Source organism: Streptomyces sp. AC550_RSS872, from assembly GCF_019049285.1.
Lineage (GTDB): Bacteria > Actinomycetota > Actinomycetes > Streptomycetales > Streptomycetaceae > Streptomyces.
This window is the reverse complement of sequence record NZ_JAGMUL010000011.1, coordinates 36307-54127: the sequence shown is the minus strand read 5'-3', so window position 1 is coordinate 54127 and position 17821 is coordinate 36307. Positions and strand designations below refer to the sequence as shown.

Genomic DNA, 17821 nt, shown 5'->3' with positions numbered 1-17821 from the left:
TTGAGGTCCGGCAGCCAGTAGCCCCCATCCCCGTCGGGTGGGGGCTACGTGCAATCCGGGGTCAGCCGCCGATGACGACCCTCCGGACGCCCTTCCAGGCCTCCGGGTCGGTCGTACGGCGTCCGTCGACCAGGACCGTGACGTCCGGGAGGTCGGCGGGGGTCAGGTCGCGGTACTCGGCGTGGTCGGCCTGGAGGATGGCCGCGGTGACCTTCTCGCCGGTGTGCGGGGTGAGGCCGAGCCCCACCAGTTCCTCCGCCGTGTACATCGGGTCGGAGACGTACGGCACCGCGCCGCGCGCCTTGAGCGCCTCGACCGTCGGGAAGACACCGGAGAAGGCGGTCTCCTTGACGCCGCCACGGTAGGCCGCGCCCAGCACAAGGACGTGGGCCCCGGTCAGATCGCCGTACGCCGCCGCGAGCAGGTCGACGGCGTACTCCGGCATCGCGGCGTTGGCCTCGCGGGCGGAGCGCACGACGGTCGCCGCCGGGTCGTTCCACAGGTACATCCGCGGGTAGATCGGGATGCAGTGGCCGCCGACTGCGATGCCCGGCTGGTGGATGTGGCTGTACGGCTGGGAGTTGCAGGCCTCGATGACCTTCTTGACGTCGATGCCGTTGGCGTCGGCGAAGCGCGCGAACTGGTTCGCCAGGCCGATGTTGACATCGCGGTACGTCGTCTCCGCGAGCTTGGCGAGCTCCGAGGCCTCGGCGGTGCCCAGGTCCCAGACACCGTTGGGCTGCGGCAGATCGGTGCGCTCGTCGAAGTCGAGGACCTGCTCGTAGAACTCCACACCGCGGGCCGTCGACGCCTCGTCGATGCCGCCGACCAGCTTCGGGTAGCGGCGCAGGTCGGCGAAGACACGGCCGGTCAGGACGCGTTCGGGCGAGAAGACCAGGTGGAAGTCCTCGCCGGCGGTGAGGCCGGAGCCCTCGGCGAGCATCGGCGCCCAGCGGGTGCGGGTGGTGCCGACCGGGAGCGTCGTCTCGTACGACACCAGCGTGCCGGGCTTGAGGCCCTGCGCGATCGCCTTCGTCGCGGCGTCCATCCAGCCGAAGTCCGGCACGCCCTCGGCGTCGACGAACAGCGGGACGACCACGACGACGGCCTCGGACTCGGCGACCGCGGCCGCGGTGTCCGTCGTCGCCGTCAGCAGCCCGGCGTCGACGGCCTGCTTGAGCTTGACGTCCAGGTCGTGCTCACCGGGGAATGGCTCGGTGCCGGCGTTGACCAGCTCCACGACCTTCTCGTTGACGTCCGCGCCGATGACCCGGTGGCCCTTGGAGGCGAACTGCACGGCCAGCGGCAGACCGATCTTGCCGAGCGCTACTACACAGATGTTCATGGACGGTCGCTACTACTTCCTCTTGGCACCGCTCGGCTTCGCGGCGGCGGATCGTCGGGGCCGCATGCTGCGGGCGAGGCGCGCCTTCACCCGCTGGGCCAGTGACTGCTTCGGCGGAAACATCCGGGCGGTGTCGATCACCACGCGTCCCTTGGGGTTGACCACGGCCGAGGCCCGGTACGGGTCCTCGTAGGCACCCCAGCGGCGGGCCAGCGGCATCGGCTTGCCCTTGCCGCGCACGGGGATCTCGTACGTCGCACCCGCGACGTCCAGGTAGACGCGGACGCCCAGCTTGGCCGTCCGCCGCTCCAGCGGGACGCGCGCGTGCAGCACCGTGCCGGCGCCGTCCTCGGCGGGCTCGGTGCTGAACTCGCCGACCGGCTCGGCGAGGCCGTGCCCGGCCGGCAGCTTCCTGGCGCCGGGCTTGTCGGCCGACTTGGGCATGGCGCCCTGCGCGAACCGAAGGACGGCACTGTCGACGTCACCGACGACGCCGACCTTGACCGAGGCCGTGTAGGTGATGCCTTCGCCCTCCTGCTCCCAGGCGGAGGTGAGCAGTTCGGTGCCCTTGGCGAGCCGGCCGGGGACCGCCTCGCCGACGAGCTCGAAGCAGCGGTCGGACAGGCCGATGCGCGGGTCGCGGAAGCCCGGATAGCGGGCGTAGGCGCGCTCGCCCTCGACGACGAACGGCGGCGCCCCGTGCTGCTTCTCCGAGGTGATCGCCTCGCACAGCTCGTCGACCGCTCCGGCCTGCGCCAGACAGATCCGCACCCGGCGCTTGACGTCCATGGCGTCACGGATGCCGTCGGTGAAGTAGGTGTCGGCGAGCCGGGCGATACCCGCGCAGATCTCCCGCCGCAGTTCGCGGTCCAGGGCCGGGAAGTCGTCCTGGACCAGCTTCGCCAGCTCCCAGGTGAAGTGCCGGCGCAGCACGGCGTCACGCCGCGGGCCCTCCTCGACGATCCCCGCGGTGAAGTCCATGATCTCCGCGGTGCACCGCAGCCGGGCCAGGTGGTCGGCCCGGTAGGTGATGTTGCTGGCGTCGCCGCGCTTGACCGCGTAGTAGCACGTGTAGTCGGCCACCACCGAGATCTTCTTGGCGCGCACGCACGCCTCGATGGTGAACGGCTGGTCGCTGCCCACGGGCAGGTGCTCGGGGAAGCGCAGCTTGTGCTGCTCGACCAACTCCCGCCGGAACAGCTTGGTGTTGGCGAGGGTCCACGGCAGGGCGGAGTCGTACAGGCTGACGTCCGCCGCGTTCTCCTTGTACAGCGCCTGGTGCACGTACCGGCCGTTGGTGCCGACCATCTTGCCGACGACGACGTCCGAGCCGTGCTCGTCGGCGGCCGCCACCATGCGCTCCAGCGCCTCTTCGCCGAGGTAGTCGTCGGAGCCGATGAAGTAGACGTACCGGCCCGTGGCGATGTCGAGCGCCCGGTTGCTGGGGGCGGCCGGCCCGCCGGAGTTGGCCTGGTGGATCACCTTGACGGTGTCCGGGTACCGCTCGGCGAAGCGGTCGAGCTCGCGGCCGCTGTCGTCCGTGGACCCGTCGTCGACGGCGACGATCTCCAGCCGGCCGAGGCCGATGCTCTGCCCGATCAGGGAGTTCAGGCACTCCGTCAGGTAGGGCATGGTGTTGTAGACAGCGACGATCACGCTGACGTCGGGGGTGGTCATGCCCGTGCCTCCACCACTGTGCGGTCGCCCGCCTGACGGGACCCGCTGCCGGGCAGCAGTGCGGTGTAGACGGAGTCCAGTACGTCGGCCTGCGCCTCCCACGTCCACTGGTCGAGGAGCCCCGGCGTGTCGTACACGCCCCGGTACCGCTCGGCGTCGCCGAGCACCGACTTCACCGCACGCACATAGTCCTCCAGATCCTCGGCCCGGAACACCTCGCCCTGACCGGTCTTCTCGACCATGGCGCCCATCGTCTTCACGTCGCTGACCACCAGGGGCAGCCGCGCGTGGGAGTACTCGAAGAACTTGGTGATGAGCGCGATCTCGTGGTTCGGCCAGTGGTGGATCGGGATGACCCCGAGGTCCGCGGCCGACAGGAACCGCACCACCTGGTAATGCGGCACGTACGGCAGGATGTGCAGCCGATCGCCGACGCCGAGTTCCTCCGCCCGCGCCCGCAGGGTCCGCATGTACTCGGACCCCGTGTTGAGCACGACGAACGCCGTGTGGACCTCGGGCAGCAACGGCAGGGACTCGACCATGATGTCGAGGCCGCGCTGCGGTGCGGCCGCGCCGCTGTAGACGGTGAGCGGGACGTCGTGCCCGATGCCGCACAGCTCCCGCAGGTCCGGGACGGGTTCGGCGGCCTGCTCCGGCGAGACCTCCGCGTCGGGGGCGTTGAGGACGACGGTGGGTTTCGCCTTCAGCCCGTGCCGCTCCTGGAGCATCCCGGCGAGGGTCTCCGACACCGTCGTGACGGCGTCGGCGTGCCGCGCGTACTCGCGCTCGTGCGCGCACTGGGCGACATGCCAGCGCGGATGCGGGTTCCACGGCTTGATGCCGGGCAGGAACTCGTGGGCGTCCCAGACGAGCTTGACGTTCCTGCCCCGGGCCCGGGCGCGCAGCGTGGCGCGGGCGCCGACGCCGAGCATGCGGAAGTCGTTGGCGTGGATCAGGTCCGGCTTGAGCTCGTCGACGACCTTGCCGTACGCCAGCTCGTAGTCCCAAAGGTGCGGGTCGAGCCGACGCCAGCTGCGGTTGCCCATGGTCTTCTGCCAGAAGGCCGTGGTGAACCGGTCCAGGGCCGAGTCCATGGTCTTGCGGCGCTTCTCCAGCGCCAGGGTCTTTCGGTGCCGCAGCTTCACCCAGGAGTACATCAGCCGGGCGGTCAGCCGCGGCACCAGCAGCCGCAGCCGGGCCAGGGCCGAGCCCTCCCGCTGGGCGAGAATCAGCCGGATGTTGAGATCGGCCCGCCAGGCCTTGATCCGCTGCTGCCGGTACGCGGCCAGCGGACCGGGCTTGTAGGCCAGCGGGGAGCGCAGCACGGCGCGCCGGTACTCGTGGCGCCGCCGGGCCATCGGGCCGGGCACACGGATCAGGCGGACCTCGGCGTCGCCGATCTGCCAGGTCTCCTCCTTCTTGCCCCTGGCCTTGCCCAGCAGGACGACGTCCCAGCCGGCCTCGGCGGCCGAGCGGGCCTCCTTCTGCACGCGCGAGTCGCCGTTGACGCCGTTGTCGACGAGCATCACGATCCGCCCGCGCGTGGCCCGCCGCGCCGCCGCGTGGTTCTCAACTGCCATGGGTTGCCAATTCCTCCGACCGAAGATCAACACTGCGTCCCGACACCGCCGACTCGAGGACCGCGGCGGCCACTTCGACCGTGCGCATCCCCTGACGCAGGGTGCAGATGTCCGCCGGCTTGCCGAGGACTGCGTCCCGGAACAGCTCGTGCTCGACGAGCAGCGGTTCCCGCTTCTGGATGGCGTAGCGGATCATGTCGCCCTCGGCGACGCCCCGGAAGGCCTGGAGCGCCTCCCACTCGGTGGCGACCGCCGCGTTGGAGTGGAAGGTGAGGTCCGCGGTGAGGGTGTCGGCGATGAAGCAGCCGCGCTCGCCGGTGACCGAGGTGAAACGTTCCTTGAGGGGGCTGAGCCAGTTCACGAGGTGGTTGACCATCGTGCCGTCGTCCAGGCGGCCGACCGCGGAGACCATGTCCTCGTGCAGGCGGCCGCTCTTGGAGACGATGTGCGCGGCGATGGACACGTACTCGCGGCCCGTCACCCAGCCGGTGAGGTCGATGTCGTGAGTGGCCAGGTCCTTGACCACGCCGACGTCGGCAATGCGGTGCGGGAACGGGCCCTGACGCCGCGTGACGACCTGGTAGACGTCGCCCAGTTCACCGGACTCCAGGCGGGCGCGCAGCGAACGCAGCGCCGGATTGCAGCGCTCGATGTGGCCGACGCCGGCCACCAGGCCGCGCGACTCGAACGCCTCGACCAGGCGACGGGCGCCCTCGACGGTGTCGGCGACCGGCTTCTCGACCAGTGCGCACACCCCGGCCTCGGCGAGCCGCAGGCCGACCTCCTCGTGCAGGGCCGTGGGGCAGGCGACGACGGTGTAGTCGACGCCCAGTGCGAGCAGCTGCTCCACGGTGTCGAGCACCGGCGCGCCCTGCGCGGCGCCGTACTTGTCGCCCATCGGGTCGACGACGCCGACGAAGTCGACGCCCTCCAGACCGGCCAGGACCCGGGCGTGGTGGCGCCCCATCGAACCGAGGCCGACCAGTCCGGCCCGCAGGGGTCTTCCGGCGCTCACAGCTCTTCCCCCAGCTGGTTCACAGCGGCCACGATGCGGTCCAGGTCCGGCTGGGTCAGGGCAGGGTGGACCGGCAGCGAGACGACCTCGGCGGCCGCGCGCTCGGTCTCGGGCAGGTCCCAGGTACGGCCGGCCTTCTGATCCGGATCCCAGTACGGCTTCAGCCGGTGGATCGGGGTCGGGTAGTACACGGCGTTGCCGATCCCGGCCTCGGTCAGGCGGGCCATGGCGGCATCCCGGTCACCCCGGATACGCACCGTGTACTGGTGGTAGACGTGCCGGACGCCCTCGGCGGCCTTCGGCGTGATCACGTTCGGCGCCGTGATGTGCTCGGTGAGGTGGGCGGCGTTGGCGATCCGGCGCTCGGTCCAGCCGGCCAGCTTGGTCAGCTGCACGCGGCCGATCGCGGCGGAGACGTCGGTCATACGGACGTTGGCGCCGACGATCTCGTTGGCGTAGCGCTGCTCCATACCCTGGTTGCGCAGCAGCCGCAGGACGCGGGCCGTCTCGGCGTCGGCGGAGACCATGCCGCCTTCGAGGCTGTGCATGTTCTTGGTCGGGTAGAAGCTGAAGGTTCCGCCGTTGCCGAACGCGCCGACCGGTGTGCCGTTCAGCGCGGCCGCGTGCGCCTGGCAGGCGTCCTCGACGACGGCCAGCGCGTGCTTCTCGGCGATCGCCATGATCCTGTCCATGGCGGCGGGGTGGCCGTACAGGTGCACCGGCATGATCGCGGCGGTGCGCGGGGTGATCGCGGCCTCCACGGCGGCCGGATCCAGACAGAAGGTGTCGGCGTCGATGTCGGCGAAGACCACGTCCGCGCCGACGAGGCGTACGGCGTTGGCGGAAGCGGCGAACGAGAACGAGGGGACGATCACCTCGTCGCCCGGGCCGAGGCCCAGCGCCATCAGCATCAGATGCAGCGCGGAGGTACCGGAGTTGACAGCGACGCAGGTCCGCCCGTCCACCAGCTCCGAGAACTCCTCTTCGAAGGCCGCCACCTCGGGGCCCTGGACAACCCTGCCGCTGCGCAGTACGCGCACCGCGGCCTCGATCTCCTGCTCGTCGATGACGGGCTTGGCAGCCGGTATCAACTCCTGGGCGTCACTCATCGACTCCCCCTCCTCTTCGGCGACCTCAAGGGGCGCACCACGTCGTGCCAGGTCGGGAGGGACGCTTGTCGAGCGCAGCACGTCCGCATCCCTGGGCGCAGGACCCCACCCCCCAGTGGGGTGCCTTGCGGGAGGTCTACGGCGGCGAGCGTCTCAGCTGCCGGGACCGCGGTCACGTTACCAGCACAAGAACAACGAATTACCTCCCGGTTATCACAGCGAAACCTTGATTTGGCGTGCTGTCGCTCACAAGCGATACGTACAGTGACCGGATGATGAAAAGAACGTGAAGGCGAACACCGACGGTGGGAGCCGTGAACGCCGAAGCGCGGGGCACCGGGTGGTTCCGGTGCCCCGCGCTCGTGTCGGGAGGATCGGTCCCGGGGTCTGGGTGACCCCGAGGCCGTCGGTCGTTCCGGTCAGTCCTCCGTCGAGGCCGAGACGGACGACGCCTTCTGTTCCGCCGCCGCGGTCTTCTTCGCCGCCGGCTTCTTCGCCGCCTTCTTGGCCGTCGCCTTCTTCGCGACCGTCTTCTTGGCCGCGGTCTTCTTGGTCGCGGCCTTCTTCGCCGTCGCCTTCTTGGCCGTCTTACGGGCCGTCTTCTTGGCCGGAGCCGTCTGCTCGACGGCCTCCTCGGCGGCCGGGGCCCCAGCGGTGACCTCGGTCTCCGCGGCCGGGACGACCACGACGGCCGTGTCCTCGGAGGCGGTCGGCGCGGTGGCCTTGCGCACGGCGCGGCGCCGCGGGCGGGCCGGAGCGGCACTCTCGGCGACCGCTTCGGCCGCAGGCGCCCCGGCCTGCTCCGCCGGGGCCTCGGCCGGGGCCTGCGCCACCGGCTCGGGCGCCGGTGCCGCGGTCTCGGCGACGGTCACCACGGTGGCCTCGGCCCCCGCGGGCGACCCTGCGGGCGCGGACACCTTACGGGTGGCGCGACGCCGCGTACGCCCCTTGGGCGCGGCCTCCTCGACGGCCGGGGCCTCGGTGGCCACGGCCTCGACGACCGCGTCCTCCACGGCCACCGGCTCGGCCTTCGCCTCGGCGGCCGACTCCGGCTGCACCGGACGCGCGACCTCGTCGGCGACGGTCACGTCCTGGGCCGTGGGAACGGCCTCGGGCTTCCTGGGCGCACCCGCCGGGGCCGATGCCCGCCGACCGCCACGGCGGCGCGAACGGCCACCGCGGCCGGCCGCGGCCTCCGCCTCGGCGACGCTGCTGTACAGCTCCTCGTCCGGCGCGAAGGCGGGCTCCGGGAGCGCGGCGGGCTCGGCGGCCTCGGCCGCGACCTCGGCCTCGGTCTCCGCCTCCTCCTCGGCCGTCTCGACCGGCTCGACGGCGACGGCGGCCTCGTGGACGTGCTCGGGACCGGCACCGGCCCGCGCGCGCTTCTTGCGCTTGCCGCCGCCACCGACGGCCGTCGGCTGCTCCATGTGCACGATGACACCGCGGCCGTTGCAGTGGACGCAGGTCTCGGAGAAGGACTCCAGCAGGCCCTGGCCGACCCGCTTACGGGTCATCTGGACCAGGCCCAGCGAGGTGACCTCGGCGACCTGGTGCTTCGTACGGTCCCGGCCCAGGCACTCCAGCAGACGCCGCAGCACCAGGTCCCGGTTGGACTCCAGCACCATGTCGATGAAGTCGATGACGATGATGCCGCCGAGGTCGCGCAGCCGCAGCTGGCGGACGATCTCCTCGGCCGCCTCCAGGTTGTTCCTGGTGACGGTCTCCTCGAGGTTGCCGCCCTGTCCGGTGAACTTGCCGGTGTTGACGTCGACCACGACCATCGCCTCGGTCCGGTCGATCACCAGCGAACCGCCGCTGGGCAGCCAGACCTTGCGGTCCAGCGCCTTGGCGAGCTGCTCGTCGATCCGGTACGTGGCGAAGACGTCGACCTCGCTGGTCCACTTCGACAGCCGCTCGGCCAGGTCCGGCGCCACGTGCGAGACGTACCCGTGGACTGTCTCCCAGGCGTCGTCACCGCTGACGACGACCTTGGAGAAGTCCTCGTTGAAGATGTCCCGGACGACCCGGACGGTCATGTCCGGCTCGCCGTACAGCAGCGTCGGAGCGTTGCCGTTCTTGGCCTTCTTCTGGATCTCTTCCCACTGTGCCTGGAGCCGCTCGACGTCACGGCGCAGCTCGTCCTCGCTCGCGCCCTCGGCGGCGGTGCGCACGATGACGCCCGCGTCCTCGGGGACGATCTTCTTGAGGATGGTCTTCAGACGCGCGCGCTCGGTGTCGGGCAGCTTGCGGCTGATGCCGGTCATCGAGCCCTCGGGGACGTACACGAGGTAGCGGCCCGGCAGGGAGACCTGGCTGGTCAGACGGGCGCCCTTGTGACCGATCGGGTCCTTCGTCACCTGGACGAGCACGGACTGGCCGGACTTGAGGGCGGACTCGATGCGCCGCGGGCCGTTGGCCATGCCGAGCGCCTCGAAGTTGACCTCACCGGCGTACAGGACGGCGTTGCGTCCCTTGCCGATGTCGATGAAGGCCGCTTCCATCGACGGCAGCACGTTCTGGACCTTGCCCAGGTAGACGTTGCCGACGTACGAGGTCGCCTGCTCCTTGTTGACGTAGTGCTCGACGAGCACGTTGTCCTCGAGGACGCCGATCTGCGTGCGCTCGCCGCTCTGCCGGACGACCATCACGCGCTCGACGGCCTCACGGCGGGCCAGGAACTCGGCCTCGGTGATGATCGGCACGCGGCGGCGGCCCTGTTCACGGCCTTCGCGGCGGCGCTGCTTCTTGGCCTCCAGACGCGTGGAGCCCTTGATGGACTGCACCTCGTCGGACGGCTCCGCCTTCGGGCGGGGCTCGCGGACCTTGACGACGGTGCGCTCGGGGTCGCCGTCACCGGGCTCGCTGTCGACGGCGGAGTCACCGGCGCGACGCCGACGGCGACGGCGGCGACGGCTGCTGGAGCTGGAGCCGCCGCCCTCCTCGCGGGCGTCCTCGGCGTCCTCTTCCTCCTGCTCGGCGGTGTCCTCGGCGTCCTGCGCGGCCTGCTCGGCCGCGGCCTCGTCCTCGGTGTCAGCGCCCTCGGACTCGGCGTCCGCGGCGTCACCGCGACGCCGGCGACGGCCGCCACGGCGACGACGCCGACGCGACCCGGTCTCCTCGGTCTCGTCGGAGTCCTCGCCCTCGACGACGTCCTCGGCGGCCTCTTCGGCTTCCTCGGCTTCCTCGGTCTCGTCCTCGACTGCGGTCTCGACGGCCTGGGCCTCGGTCTCCTCGCCGTACCCGGCGCCACGGCGCCGACGACGACGCCGCGCCGCCGCGGGCTGCTCCTCCGCAGGAGCCTCCGCCACGTCCTCGGTCTCCGCCTCGGCGGCAGCCTCTGCGGCGGCCCGCTGGGGCGTCTGGAACTGCGGCTCGGTGAACACGGGCGCCTGGAACACGGCCACGGCGGGGCGTGCCGGGCGCGGAGCCTCGGGGGCCTCGGAGGCCGGGGCCTGAGCGGGGGCGGCGAATCCGGCGGCGGCCCGTCGGACGACCCGACGGCGACGGCGGGGGCCGGCCTCCTCGTCGGCCTCGGCCGCGGGCTCCTCGGCGGGCGCGGCGACACCGGCGACGGCGGCGGTCTCGGTCTCGATGCCGGGGGTCACGGGCGTCTCCGCCGTCACCGGCGTCTCGGCGGGAGCCTGGTCGGCAGCGGCCTCGGCGGGCGCGGCGACACGGCGGGTGGCACGGCGACGCGTACGACGCGGGGCGGCCTCCTCGGCAGCCTCGGCGGCCTCCTCCGCCTCGGCGGGGGCTTCGGCGCTCACCGGCGCCTCGGCGCTCTCGTCGGCCGGAGCGGCCTCGGGTGCGGACACCCGACGCGTGGCACGGCGACGCGTACGACGGGGGGCCGCCTCCTCGACGGTCTCCTCCGCCTCCGCAGGGGCGGCAGCCTCAGCGGTGGCGGGCACCTCGGCGGGGGCGGTGCTCTCGGCAGCCTCGGCCGCGGCGGGGGCGCCGGCAGGGGCGGACGCGCGGCGCACCGCACGACGACGCGTACGGGGCGGCGCCGCCTCCTCGGTCACCTCGGTGCTCTCGGCAGCGGCTGGGGCCTCCTCGGCGACCGGCGCGGTGGCAGTCACGGGCACCACGGTCTCGGCGGCCTCGGCGGCGGCCGGAGCCCCGGCGGGCGCGGACGCGCGGCGCACCGCACGACGACGCGAACGGGGGGCAGGTGGGGCCTCCGCCGCCTCTTCCGCCGCTTCGGTCTCTGCGCGCTCCTCGGTCTCCGCGGCCTCAGGAGTCACCTCGGCCTCGACGCTCTCATCAGGCTTCTCAGCCGTTTCGGCCTCGTCGCTCAGTGCCGCCACATCGGCGGTCTCGGCGACCGGTATGGCCGGCTCGACCACCTCTGCGGGGTGGGTCTCGGCGGCAGCCGACGGCGGGCCCGCCGGGCGGGAGGCGGCACGGCGCCGACGACGCGGCGGCAGGGTGTCGCTGGGAGTGTTCAGTTCGGAACCCTCATTGGGTTCGGTCGGTTCGAGCATGCGGGCGTTTCTCCCGTCAGGCTCCCGGGCGCCGCGCCTGGTCCGGCGATATGCCGGTGACGTCCGCGGCTCGCGCGTTGCGCGACTGCCGCCGTCCGGGGCGCGGGCGCCGCACGGGAGCTCTCTGTGTCCTGTCTCGCCGGTTCCGTACGCCGAATGCGTACGGCCTGGCGAAAGTCTTCTGGTCGGTGCGCTGCCCGACCCAGGTGGCTCCCGAGTACGAGGGCGGCGCTTCGACGTCCGTCCCTACGCGGGACCTTCCTTACGCCGACGCCGTCGCGGCGGCAGCGTTCTCGGCCTTGGTTGGGGCCGTCGCTGCCTCGCGGTCGGGCGCGAGCGGGTCGGTCACCGTGCCGGTCTCTTCATCGAACAGCCCCTGCGCCAGCCTGGTCACCGCTGCGGGGACCGGCGGCGCCAGGTCGGCCACGGCGCGGAGACCGGACAGGACGTCGTCGGGTCGTACGGCAGGCGTCACGTGCCGAACAACCAGCCGCAGTATCGCACAGGGCTGGTCGGTCGGCCTATCAGCAGGCGAACTGTGCGTTTCTGTTCCGTTGGTGCTTTCCAGGTGGACGACCGCCGGACGGGCGTCGAAGGTGCGTACGCCGTTCTTGGTCATGCGCTGGACCTCGACGGTCTCCGCGGCGTTGAAGGCGGCGACCGCGCGGTCGGCCTCGGCCGGGTCCACGCCGTCGAGCCGTAGCTCCCAGACGGACGCCGTGAGCCGGTCGGCGAGCCCGGAGGTGCGGGCCTCGACCGACTCGACGATATCCAGCCCGGTGGGCATCGACTCGTCGAGGAGCAGTCTCAGCTGCTCCGGATCGCGCGCCTCGGTGAGCGCGATCTCCAGGTACTCCGCCTCACTGCCCGTGCCGGTGGGTGCGGCATTGGCGTACGACACCTTCGGATGCGGCGTGAACCCCGCCGAGTACGCCATCGGCACCTCGGCGCGGCGCAGCGCACGCTCGAAGGCGCGCTGGAAGTCACGGTGGCTGGTGAACCGGAGGCGGCCGCGCTTGGTGTAGCGCAGTCGGATGCGCTGCACCGCTGGTGCGGGCGGCGGGCCTACGGGCTGTCGCTTGCCCAGTGTCGTTCAGTCCTTCGTGAGAGCGGTCGTACTGCTACCAAGAGTACGTGTCTCGCGGCCGCGAGGTTCCCGCCGGGCGACTGCTTCCGGCTGCTTCGGCTCGCCGAAGAGCATCCGCCGGAAGTCGGCCCGCGCCTGCCGTACGGACTCGCGGGCGGCGGTGAGGGCCTGCCGGGTGGCGCGTCCCACACTGCGCGCGGCCTCGGCGACGGGCCGCAGCACCGCGTCCCGGACGACGTGCCCGACCGGTGTGAGCACCGTCCGGTACACCCAGCGCACCGGCTCCACGAAGGTCCACCGGAAGAGGCTCGCGAGGAACCGTCCGACGGCGAGCGAGATCCGCCCGGCGACCCGCCAGGCGTGCCCGAGCGCGTCCCGGATCTCCCTGCCGACGACGGCGAGCACATGGCCGACGGGTGTGAGGACCCAGCGGTACAGGCCCAGCGCGGGCAGCACGAACAGCACGCGCGCGATCCAGTACAGGGCGAGCCCGATACCGGTGACGACCGTGCTCAGGAGCCACACGAGGCCCCTCGCGCACCAGGCGACGGCCTGCCCGACCGGCGTGAGGATCCACGCGTACACCCACCGGGCGGGGACGACGAGGAGATACCGCGCCAGCCAGGCCACCGCGGCAAAGATGCCGAGCCCGATCGCGGCTAGTACGGCCCCGCATCCTCGCAGGACCCACATCACCGCGTGCCCGATCGGAGTGAGCACGCGCGCGTAGAGCCACCCCAGGCCGGCCCCGATCCCTCGCGCGAGCCACGCGCACGCGTGCCCGACGGGAGTCAGGACGTACCGGTACAGCCATACGAGGGGCACGACGAGAAGGACGTTCCCCAGCCAGGCGAGCCCCTGCGCCACCGGCACGACGACGTACCGCCACAGCGCCACGAACGGCCACACGAACAGCGCCCGCCCGAGCCACAGCAGCGCCCGCCCCACGGGCCGGAGCACGGTGTCGTTCAGGAAGCGTCCGGCGACGACGAGCGCGTCCCACGCCATCCGTACCGGCACGACCAGCACGAGCACCACGATCCGGACCGGAACGCGGATCGCGGCCACCAGGCACCCCTGGGGTTCCTGGGGTGCCGGGCGGTGCGGCGGTGGTGGCTTTTCGAGATCCATACCGTCGTAGACGCCGGGAGCGGGCCGGTCGGATGCGGGTCAGGGACACGATCCGGCAACTACTGCGCGTACGCCGTGAGCAGCCCCGCCAGCCGTGCCGTCCGTGCGGGGACGCGGTCCAGCAGGACGTCCTCGTGGCGGACGTGTGCGCCGCCGCCGACCACGCCGAGGCCGTCCAGGACGGGCCGGCCGAGGGCGGCGAAGAGATGGGACTCCAGCCAGGGTTGCCGGTCCGCGTCGTCGAGCGGGATGCCGGCCGACATCTTGGCGATGTTGGCCGGCGGGTGCAGGTCGTCTGCCTCCGCGAAGGGGATGCCCAGCCTCTCCGCGAGCAGGCGGGCCGCATCGGGGGAGTCGTCAGACGTCGTCCGGCGGGGCCGTCGGCTCGTGCAACAGGTCCGGGGTCCGCGCCCGCTCGTCCCAGGACTGCTCCAGGATGAGCCGGCGCAGTTCGTCGGCCGAGGCCCGCCACTGGGCGACCCGCCCGGGCAGGGCCAGCCGCTCCCCCATCCGCACGGCCCGGTCCAGCGCCACCTGGCACAGCCCGGCCGAGTACGTGAACGCCCGGACCTCGCTGCGCACCTCCCAGACCGGACAGGCCGCGTGCTGCGCACAGTGCTGGGCGACGGACCCCAGCAGCAGCCCGGCGAGCCCTCCGAGCCCCCGGCTGCCGACCACGAGCAGGGACGCGTCCCGCGCCATACGGAGCAGCACGCCGGCGGGCGTGCCGTAGTGCGTGCCCGGCCTTCCAGCGTCCCTTCGTCGCTGCTCGACGGGGACAGCCAGCCGAGCGCGCCGTGAAACTGCGGCATGCCCCAGGCGGTCACCGTCGGCACCTCACCTCACCCCGCGTGAGCTCCGCCTGCCGCACCGCCCGCCGAAGGGCCTTCTTCGACGAGTCCGAACCGTCCATCCCGACCACGATGCGGTCCCCCCGTCACGCTGGTCAGCCATGGTTCCTCCTCGCCGGCTCCGAGGAGGTCCAGGCCATGTCCCGTCGTCGGGTCGGGGTACGCCGCTCGCGACCGGGAGCGAGCCGAGCTGCGCCCAGGCCGGGTACGACGACGGCGTTCGCGGGCATGAGTCGAAGGTGCCGGCGCCCGGCAACCTGCGATCGCGAGTCATCGCAGTGTTCATGACACCGGCCCCTGCTACATTGCGCCCTCAAGATCAGAAAACGGGGGCCGGACATGACCGTGCAAGGGCACGCCGGGGGCTATCAAGTCCAGACGAGCGCGATGAACAGCGAGGCGCAGACGCTCGACACGGCGGGTGACGACGTCGGTGCCATCGCCGGGGCGGTCAAGGACACCACCTGCTACCCCTCGGACGTCCTCGGCGGCTCCGACGCGGGCCCCGCGTACAACAACTTCGCCGGTGACTGGCAGGCCGAGGCCAAGGTCCTGGAGAGTGCCCTGCACGAGCTGGCCGACAAGGTGCGGGTGTCCAAGGCGAACTACCAGGGCGCCGAGCACGCCTCCATCCGGGGCATGAGCGCGGCGGGCGGCGAGAGCGTGACGACCATGCCCGCGCCCGGCACTCCGCCGCGCGGCCTGTCCGACTTCGGCTGAGCGTCCTACGTCCACCTGCGAGTCCGCACTCCTGCCCTCACCACGACAGAAGGCCGCACCCGTCATGTCCGACGCAGGCGAATCCACCACCGACCGGCGCCAGAAGCTCGCCGAGTACCACGACTCCATCTCCTCGGCCGCCAGCAAGAACGATCTCATCGGGGCCATCAACAACGCCCTGGCCGTCTCGGCGCCGGTAGGTGACCCCGGGGTCATCGAGGGTCTCGCCAAGACCTACCGCAAACAGATCGACGACGTCGCCGACGTGCGCCGGCGGGTGCAGAAGGTCGCAAGCGAGGGCCTGCCCGACGCCTGGGTGGGCAGTACCGGCGCGCGGGCGTCCGAGGTGGTGATGGCGGCGGCGCGCTCCGCCGAGCAGATGGAGCAGGCGTTCAGCGGGGCGGCCGGCGCCCTGTTCCGCCTGGCCGACGCGCTGACCAACGCCAAGTCCCAGGACGCGGGCGGCCGCGAGCAGTTGCGCGAGGCGCTCGGCATGCTCGGCGGTGAGGACGGCTTCTTCGACGACATGGTGGAGAAGGACGCCGAGGAGGCGGAACGGCTGCGGGCGCGCAGCATCGCGGCCGCGGGGGCCAAGACGATGCACACCGCCGCGGAGGTGGCCGACGACGCGGCGCGGGCCGCTGCGCGCGACCTCAACAAGCTGGCGTCCGAGGCCCGGGCGGGCCAGATGAAGACCGACAACATCTCCGCCGCCGACCGCCTCGTGCTCGCCGACATCGCGGGCCCCGGCGGCCCGGCGGAGATGAACGAGCTGCTGACCGCGAACGACCTGGAGCGCTCGGGCCGCGCGATGGAGCGCCTCGACGCCCGCGAGGAGGCCGAGTTCGAGCGGATGCTCGCCGAGGCGAAGACCCCGCAGGAACGGGCGTACCTGGTGAAGGCACTGGCCGCCGGGTACGACGTCAAGGAGGTCGGCGAGTTCCGCGACAAGATCCACGGCAAGGACCCGGACTGGCTGCGGCGGCACTTGACGCCGGTCACCACCGCCGGGGACAGCATGAAGGACGAGGGGATCAACACCAGCGGCCCCAACAAGGGTTCCAACCACAACACGGACCAGCAGACGTTCAACGGCGAGAGGTGGTCGCAGGAAGGCAACACCTGCGTGCCCTCGACCGTCGTCACCGGGCGCGCCATGGTCGATCCGGTGTACGCCCTCGAACTCACCGGCGGCCCGTCCGGGCAGGAGGACGACCCTGACGCCTTCCGGGAGCGGCTGCGCGACGAGCAGCTGCGGATGCACGACGAGGGCGACGGCAACGACGAGTACGACTTCCCCTTCGGCACGACACCCGACGGCATGGACAACGAGGGCAAGACCGAGATCTCCAACAAGGAGATCAGCCCGCACACGGGCGGCGAGTACGAGTTCCAGGAGATCCGGAGCGCGGACGACCGCAGGGACGCGCTCCCCGACATCCAGCTGGCCGTCGCCGAGGGCAGACCCGTCCCGATCGGCGTCGAGGGCAAGGACGAGAACGGCGACCGGGTCGGCCACTCCATGATGATCATCGGCCAGGAGGGCGACATGCTTCAGGTCTACAACCCCTGGGGGACGACCACGTGGGTCAGCGAGGACGACTTCGTCAACGGCAACATGGGCAAGGCCTCCGACAAGGACCTGCCCGACGCCTACGGCGTCCACCTGCCCGCCCAGTGAACGGAAGGCCGATCCCCGTGAAGTCCCGCCACCGCCTGTCCGCCGCCGCCCTGGCCCTGCCGCTGACGGCCGTGATGCTGTCCGGGTGCGGCCTCTTCGGCCCCGAGACGTTCGAGGCCGACGAACGGTCCATCGAGGTGGACGCGGGCGACACGTTCGAGCTGACGCTCCCGGCCAACCCCTCGATGGGCCAGGACTGGAGCATCGCAGACCCCGGTCCCGACCTTGCCACGGTGCGCCAGGAGGGCGACCGGGAGGAGGACTTCGCGGGCGACAGCGGTCTCGACGGGGGCGGTGACGGTACGCAGACCTTCACCTTCCAGGCCGTCGCCGCGGGCACCACGAAGATCAAAATGAGCTACTGCGTCCTGGGCGTCTGCCCCGACGGCGACGACCGCACCGCGACGGGCAGCCCCGGCAACGACCCGGCGTACTTCATCTACACGGTCACCGTGCGATGACCGGAACGGAGGTACCGATGAACCCCGGCAAGACCGACGAAGAGTCAGTGCAGGCCGACGTCGCCATGCTCCTGCGCTACGGCATCGGTGCCCCGGGCCCGCGTCGCAGCGCCCTGTTCGGCGACGGAGCCGTGGGCGCCGCGGTCACGCTCGACCGCCTCGGGGTCCAGCCTCGCTCGGTGGCGTTCCTCGGCAGGACCGTCCGCAGCGGTGGCACCGGCTACACCGCCCGGCTGCCGGAGCTGCTGCCCGAGTCGGCGGCCTCGGACCTGATGCGCGGCTGGCTGGAGGCGGCCGCGCCGGTGGCCCGGCCCGTGGAGGGCGACGAGGTCGTGGCCCGCTGGCTGGAGGCGGTCGCGGAACTCATCGGGCTGCGCCGCACCACCCGGGAGCGCGCTGCCCGCTGAGCTCAGCCCCTGCGGCCCCGTGGCGACTGCGTCCACATCGGTTGTCGGACGCGACCCGACTGTCGCCCCTGCACCCGACGGGGCGGCCGCCACCCCGCGGCGACGTCGGCGAAACGCCGCCGGCGACCGTCCCGTGGCAGACGTCACCGACACGGAGCGCCGCCAGAAACCTCGGGCAAAGGCGTACGGGACGAGACCGTCGGGACGAGACCGTCGGCACTGGCGGACGCGGACGCAGACGCGGAGCACCCGTCGGGACCCGATCGAGTG

At 72.1% G+C, this 17821-nt stretch carries 14 protein-coding genes and 1 pseudogene; 4 read left to right on the top strand and 11 right to left on the bottom strand.

Features of this window, described 5'->3' with window-relative positions; all coding sequences use genetic code 11:
• Positions 1-61: 61 nt before the first annotated feature.
• The 11 genes and pseudogenes from KUM44_RS04250 to KUM44_RS47480 all read right to left on the bottom strand — a co-directional run bounded on the left by KUM44_RS04250 (position 62) and on the right by KUM44_RS47480 (position 14344).
• Positions 62-1345, bottom strand: a complete 1284-nt coding sequence (locus KUM44_RS04250; RefSeq protein WP_217206342.1) for a nucleotide sugar dehydrogenase — start codon at positions 1343-1345, stop codon at positions 62-64.
• Positions 1346-1357: 12 nt separating this feature from the next.
• On the bottom strand, positions 1358-3022 hold the full coding sequence (locus KUM44_RS04245) for a glycosyltransferase family 2 protein (protein WP_217206341.1): 1665 nt from the start codon (positions 3020-3022) through the stop codon (positions 1358-1360).
• Positions 3019-4602 (bottom strand): glycosyltransferase family 4 protein, encoded by a 1584-nt coding sequence (locus tag KUM44_RS04240; protein ID WP_254389020.1) that lies wholly within the window; start codon positions 4600-4602, stop codon positions 3019-3021. The genes KUM44_RS04245 and KUM44_RS04240 overlap by 4 nt, the downstream gene beginning before the upstream one ends.
• Positions 4592-5617 carry a Gfo/Idh/MocA family protein gene (locus tag KUM44_RS04235; protein WP_217206340.1) on the bottom strand — a complete coding sequence of 342 codons (1026 nt, stop codon included), beginning with the start codon at positions 5615-5617 and terminating at the stop codon, positions 4592-4594. The genes KUM44_RS04240 and KUM44_RS04235 overlap by 11 nt, the downstream gene beginning before the upstream one ends.
• Positions 5614-6726 carry a DegT/DnrJ/EryC1/StrS aminotransferase family protein gene (locus KUM44_RS04230; RefSeq protein ID WP_217206339.1) on the bottom strand — a complete coding sequence of 371 codons (1113 nt, stop codon included), beginning with the start codon at positions 6724-6726 and terminating at the stop codon, positions 5614-5616. Before KUM44_RS04230 ends, KUM44_RS04235 begins: the two co-directional genes overlap by 4 nt.
• 419 nt (positions 6727-7145) lie before the next feature.
• Positions 7146-11213: a ribonuclease E/G gene (locus KUM44_RS04225; protein ID WP_217206338.1), complete on the bottom strand. Its 4068-nt coding sequence runs from the start codon at positions 11211-11213 to the stop codon at positions 7146-7148.
• 262 nt (positions 11214-11475) lie between these two features.
• Positions 11476-12258 carry a TIGR03936 family radical SAM-associated protein gene (locus tag KUM44_RS04220; protein ID WP_217206337.1) on the bottom strand — a complete coding sequence of 261 codons (783 nt, stop codon included), beginning with the start codon at positions 12256-12258 and terminating at the stop codon, positions 11476-11478.
• Positions 12259-12306: 48 nt separating this feature from the next.
• Entirely contained in the window at positions 12307-13431 is a 1125-nt protein-coding gene (locus KUM44_RS04215; protein ID WP_217206335.1) for a hypothetical protein, read from the bottom strand.
• Positions 13432-13640: 209 nt separating this feature from the next.
• A pseudogene (locus KUM44_RS04210) lies at positions 13641-13766 on the bottom strand (gluconokinase); the annotation flags it as partial.
• A gap of 22 nt (positions 13767-13788) precedes the next feature.
• Entirely contained in the window at positions 13789-14145 is a 357-nt protein-coding gene (locus KUM44_RS47485) for a universal stress protein (protein ID WP_374202010.1), read from the bottom strand.
• 109 nt (positions 14146-14254) lie between these two features.
• Positions 14255-14344: a hypothetical protein gene (locus KUM44_RS47480; protein ID WP_374202009.1), complete on the bottom strand. Its 90-nt coding sequence runs from the start codon at positions 14342-14344 to the stop codon at positions 14255-14257.
• 277 nt (positions 14345-14621) lie between these two features.
• Here KUM44_RS47480 and KUM44_RS04195 point away from each other — a divergent pair, with 277 nt between their 5' ends.
• From KUM44_RS04195 to KUM44_RS04180, 4 genes are all read left to right on the top strand, one after another.
• Positions 14622-15002 carry a type VII secretion target gene (locus KUM44_RS04195; protein WP_217206333.1) on the top strand — a complete coding sequence of 127 codons (381 nt, stop codon included), beginning with the start codon at positions 14622-14624 and terminating at the stop codon, positions 15000-15002.
• 64 nt (positions 15003-15066) lie between these two features.
• Positions 15067-16683 (top strand): WXG100 family type VII secretion target, encoded by a 1617-nt coding sequence (locus tag KUM44_RS04190; protein ID WP_217206331.1) that lies wholly within the window; start codon positions 15067-15069, stop codon positions 16681-16683.
• Positions 16684-16700: 17 nt separating this feature from the next.
• Complete coding sequence (locus KUM44_RS45030) at positions 16701-17144, top strand: protease inhibitor I42 family protein (RefSeq protein WP_217206329.1); 444 nt, start codon at positions 16701-16703, stop codon at positions 17142-17144.
• 17 nt (positions 17145-17161) lie between these two features.
• On the top strand, positions 17162-17551 hold the full coding sequence (locus tag KUM44_RS04180) for a hypothetical protein (RefSeq protein ID WP_217206327.1): 390 nt from the start codon (positions 17162-17164) through the stop codon (positions 17549-17551).
• Positions 17552-17821 lie beyond the last annotated feature (270 nt).

Excerpts from the sequence above, each read along its gene's own strand:
- KUM44_RS04225 (WP_217206338.1), bottom strand. The coding sequence starts at position 11,213 with ATGCTCGAACCGACCGAACCCAATGAGGGTTCCGAACTGAACACTCCC.
- KUM44_RS04230 (WP_217206339.1), bottom strand. The coding sequence starts at position 6,726 with ATGAGTGACGCCCAGGAGTTGATACCGGCTGCCAAGCCCGTCATCGAC.
- KUM44_RS04245 (WP_217206341.1), bottom strand. The coding sequence starts at position 3,022 with ATGACCACCCCCGACGTCAGCGTGATCGTCGCTGTCTACAACACCATG.
- KUM44_RS04250 (WP_217206342.1), bottom strand. The coding sequence starts at position 1,345 with ATGAACATCTGTGTAGTAGCGCTCGGCAAGATCGGTCTGCCGCTGGCC.
- KUM44_RS04195 (WP_217206333.1), top strand. The coding sequence starts at position 14,622 with ATGACCGTGCAAGGGCACGCCGGGGGCTATCAAGTCCAGACGAGCGCG.
- KUM44_RS04215 (WP_217206335.1), bottom strand. The coding sequence starts at position 13,431 with ATGGATCTCGAAAAGCCACCACCGCCGCACCGCCCGGCACCCCAGGAA.
- KUM44_RS47480 (WP_374202009.1), bottom strand. The coding sequence starts at position 14,344 with ATGGACGGTTCGGACTCGTCGAAGAAGGCCCTTCGGCGGGCGGTGCGG.
- KUM44_RS04190 (WP_217206331.1), top strand. The coding sequence starts at position 15,067 with ATGTCCGACGCAGGCGAATCCACCACCGACCGGCGCCAGAAGCTCGCC.
- KUM44_RS04180 (WP_217206327.1), top strand. The coding sequence starts at position 17,162 with ATGAACCCCGGCAAGACCGACGAAGAGTCAGTGCAGGCCGACGTCGCC.
- KUM44_RS04240 (WP_254389020.1), bottom strand. The coding sequence starts at position 4,602 with ATGGCAGTTGAGAACCACGCGGCGGCGCGGCGGGCCACGCGCGGGCGG.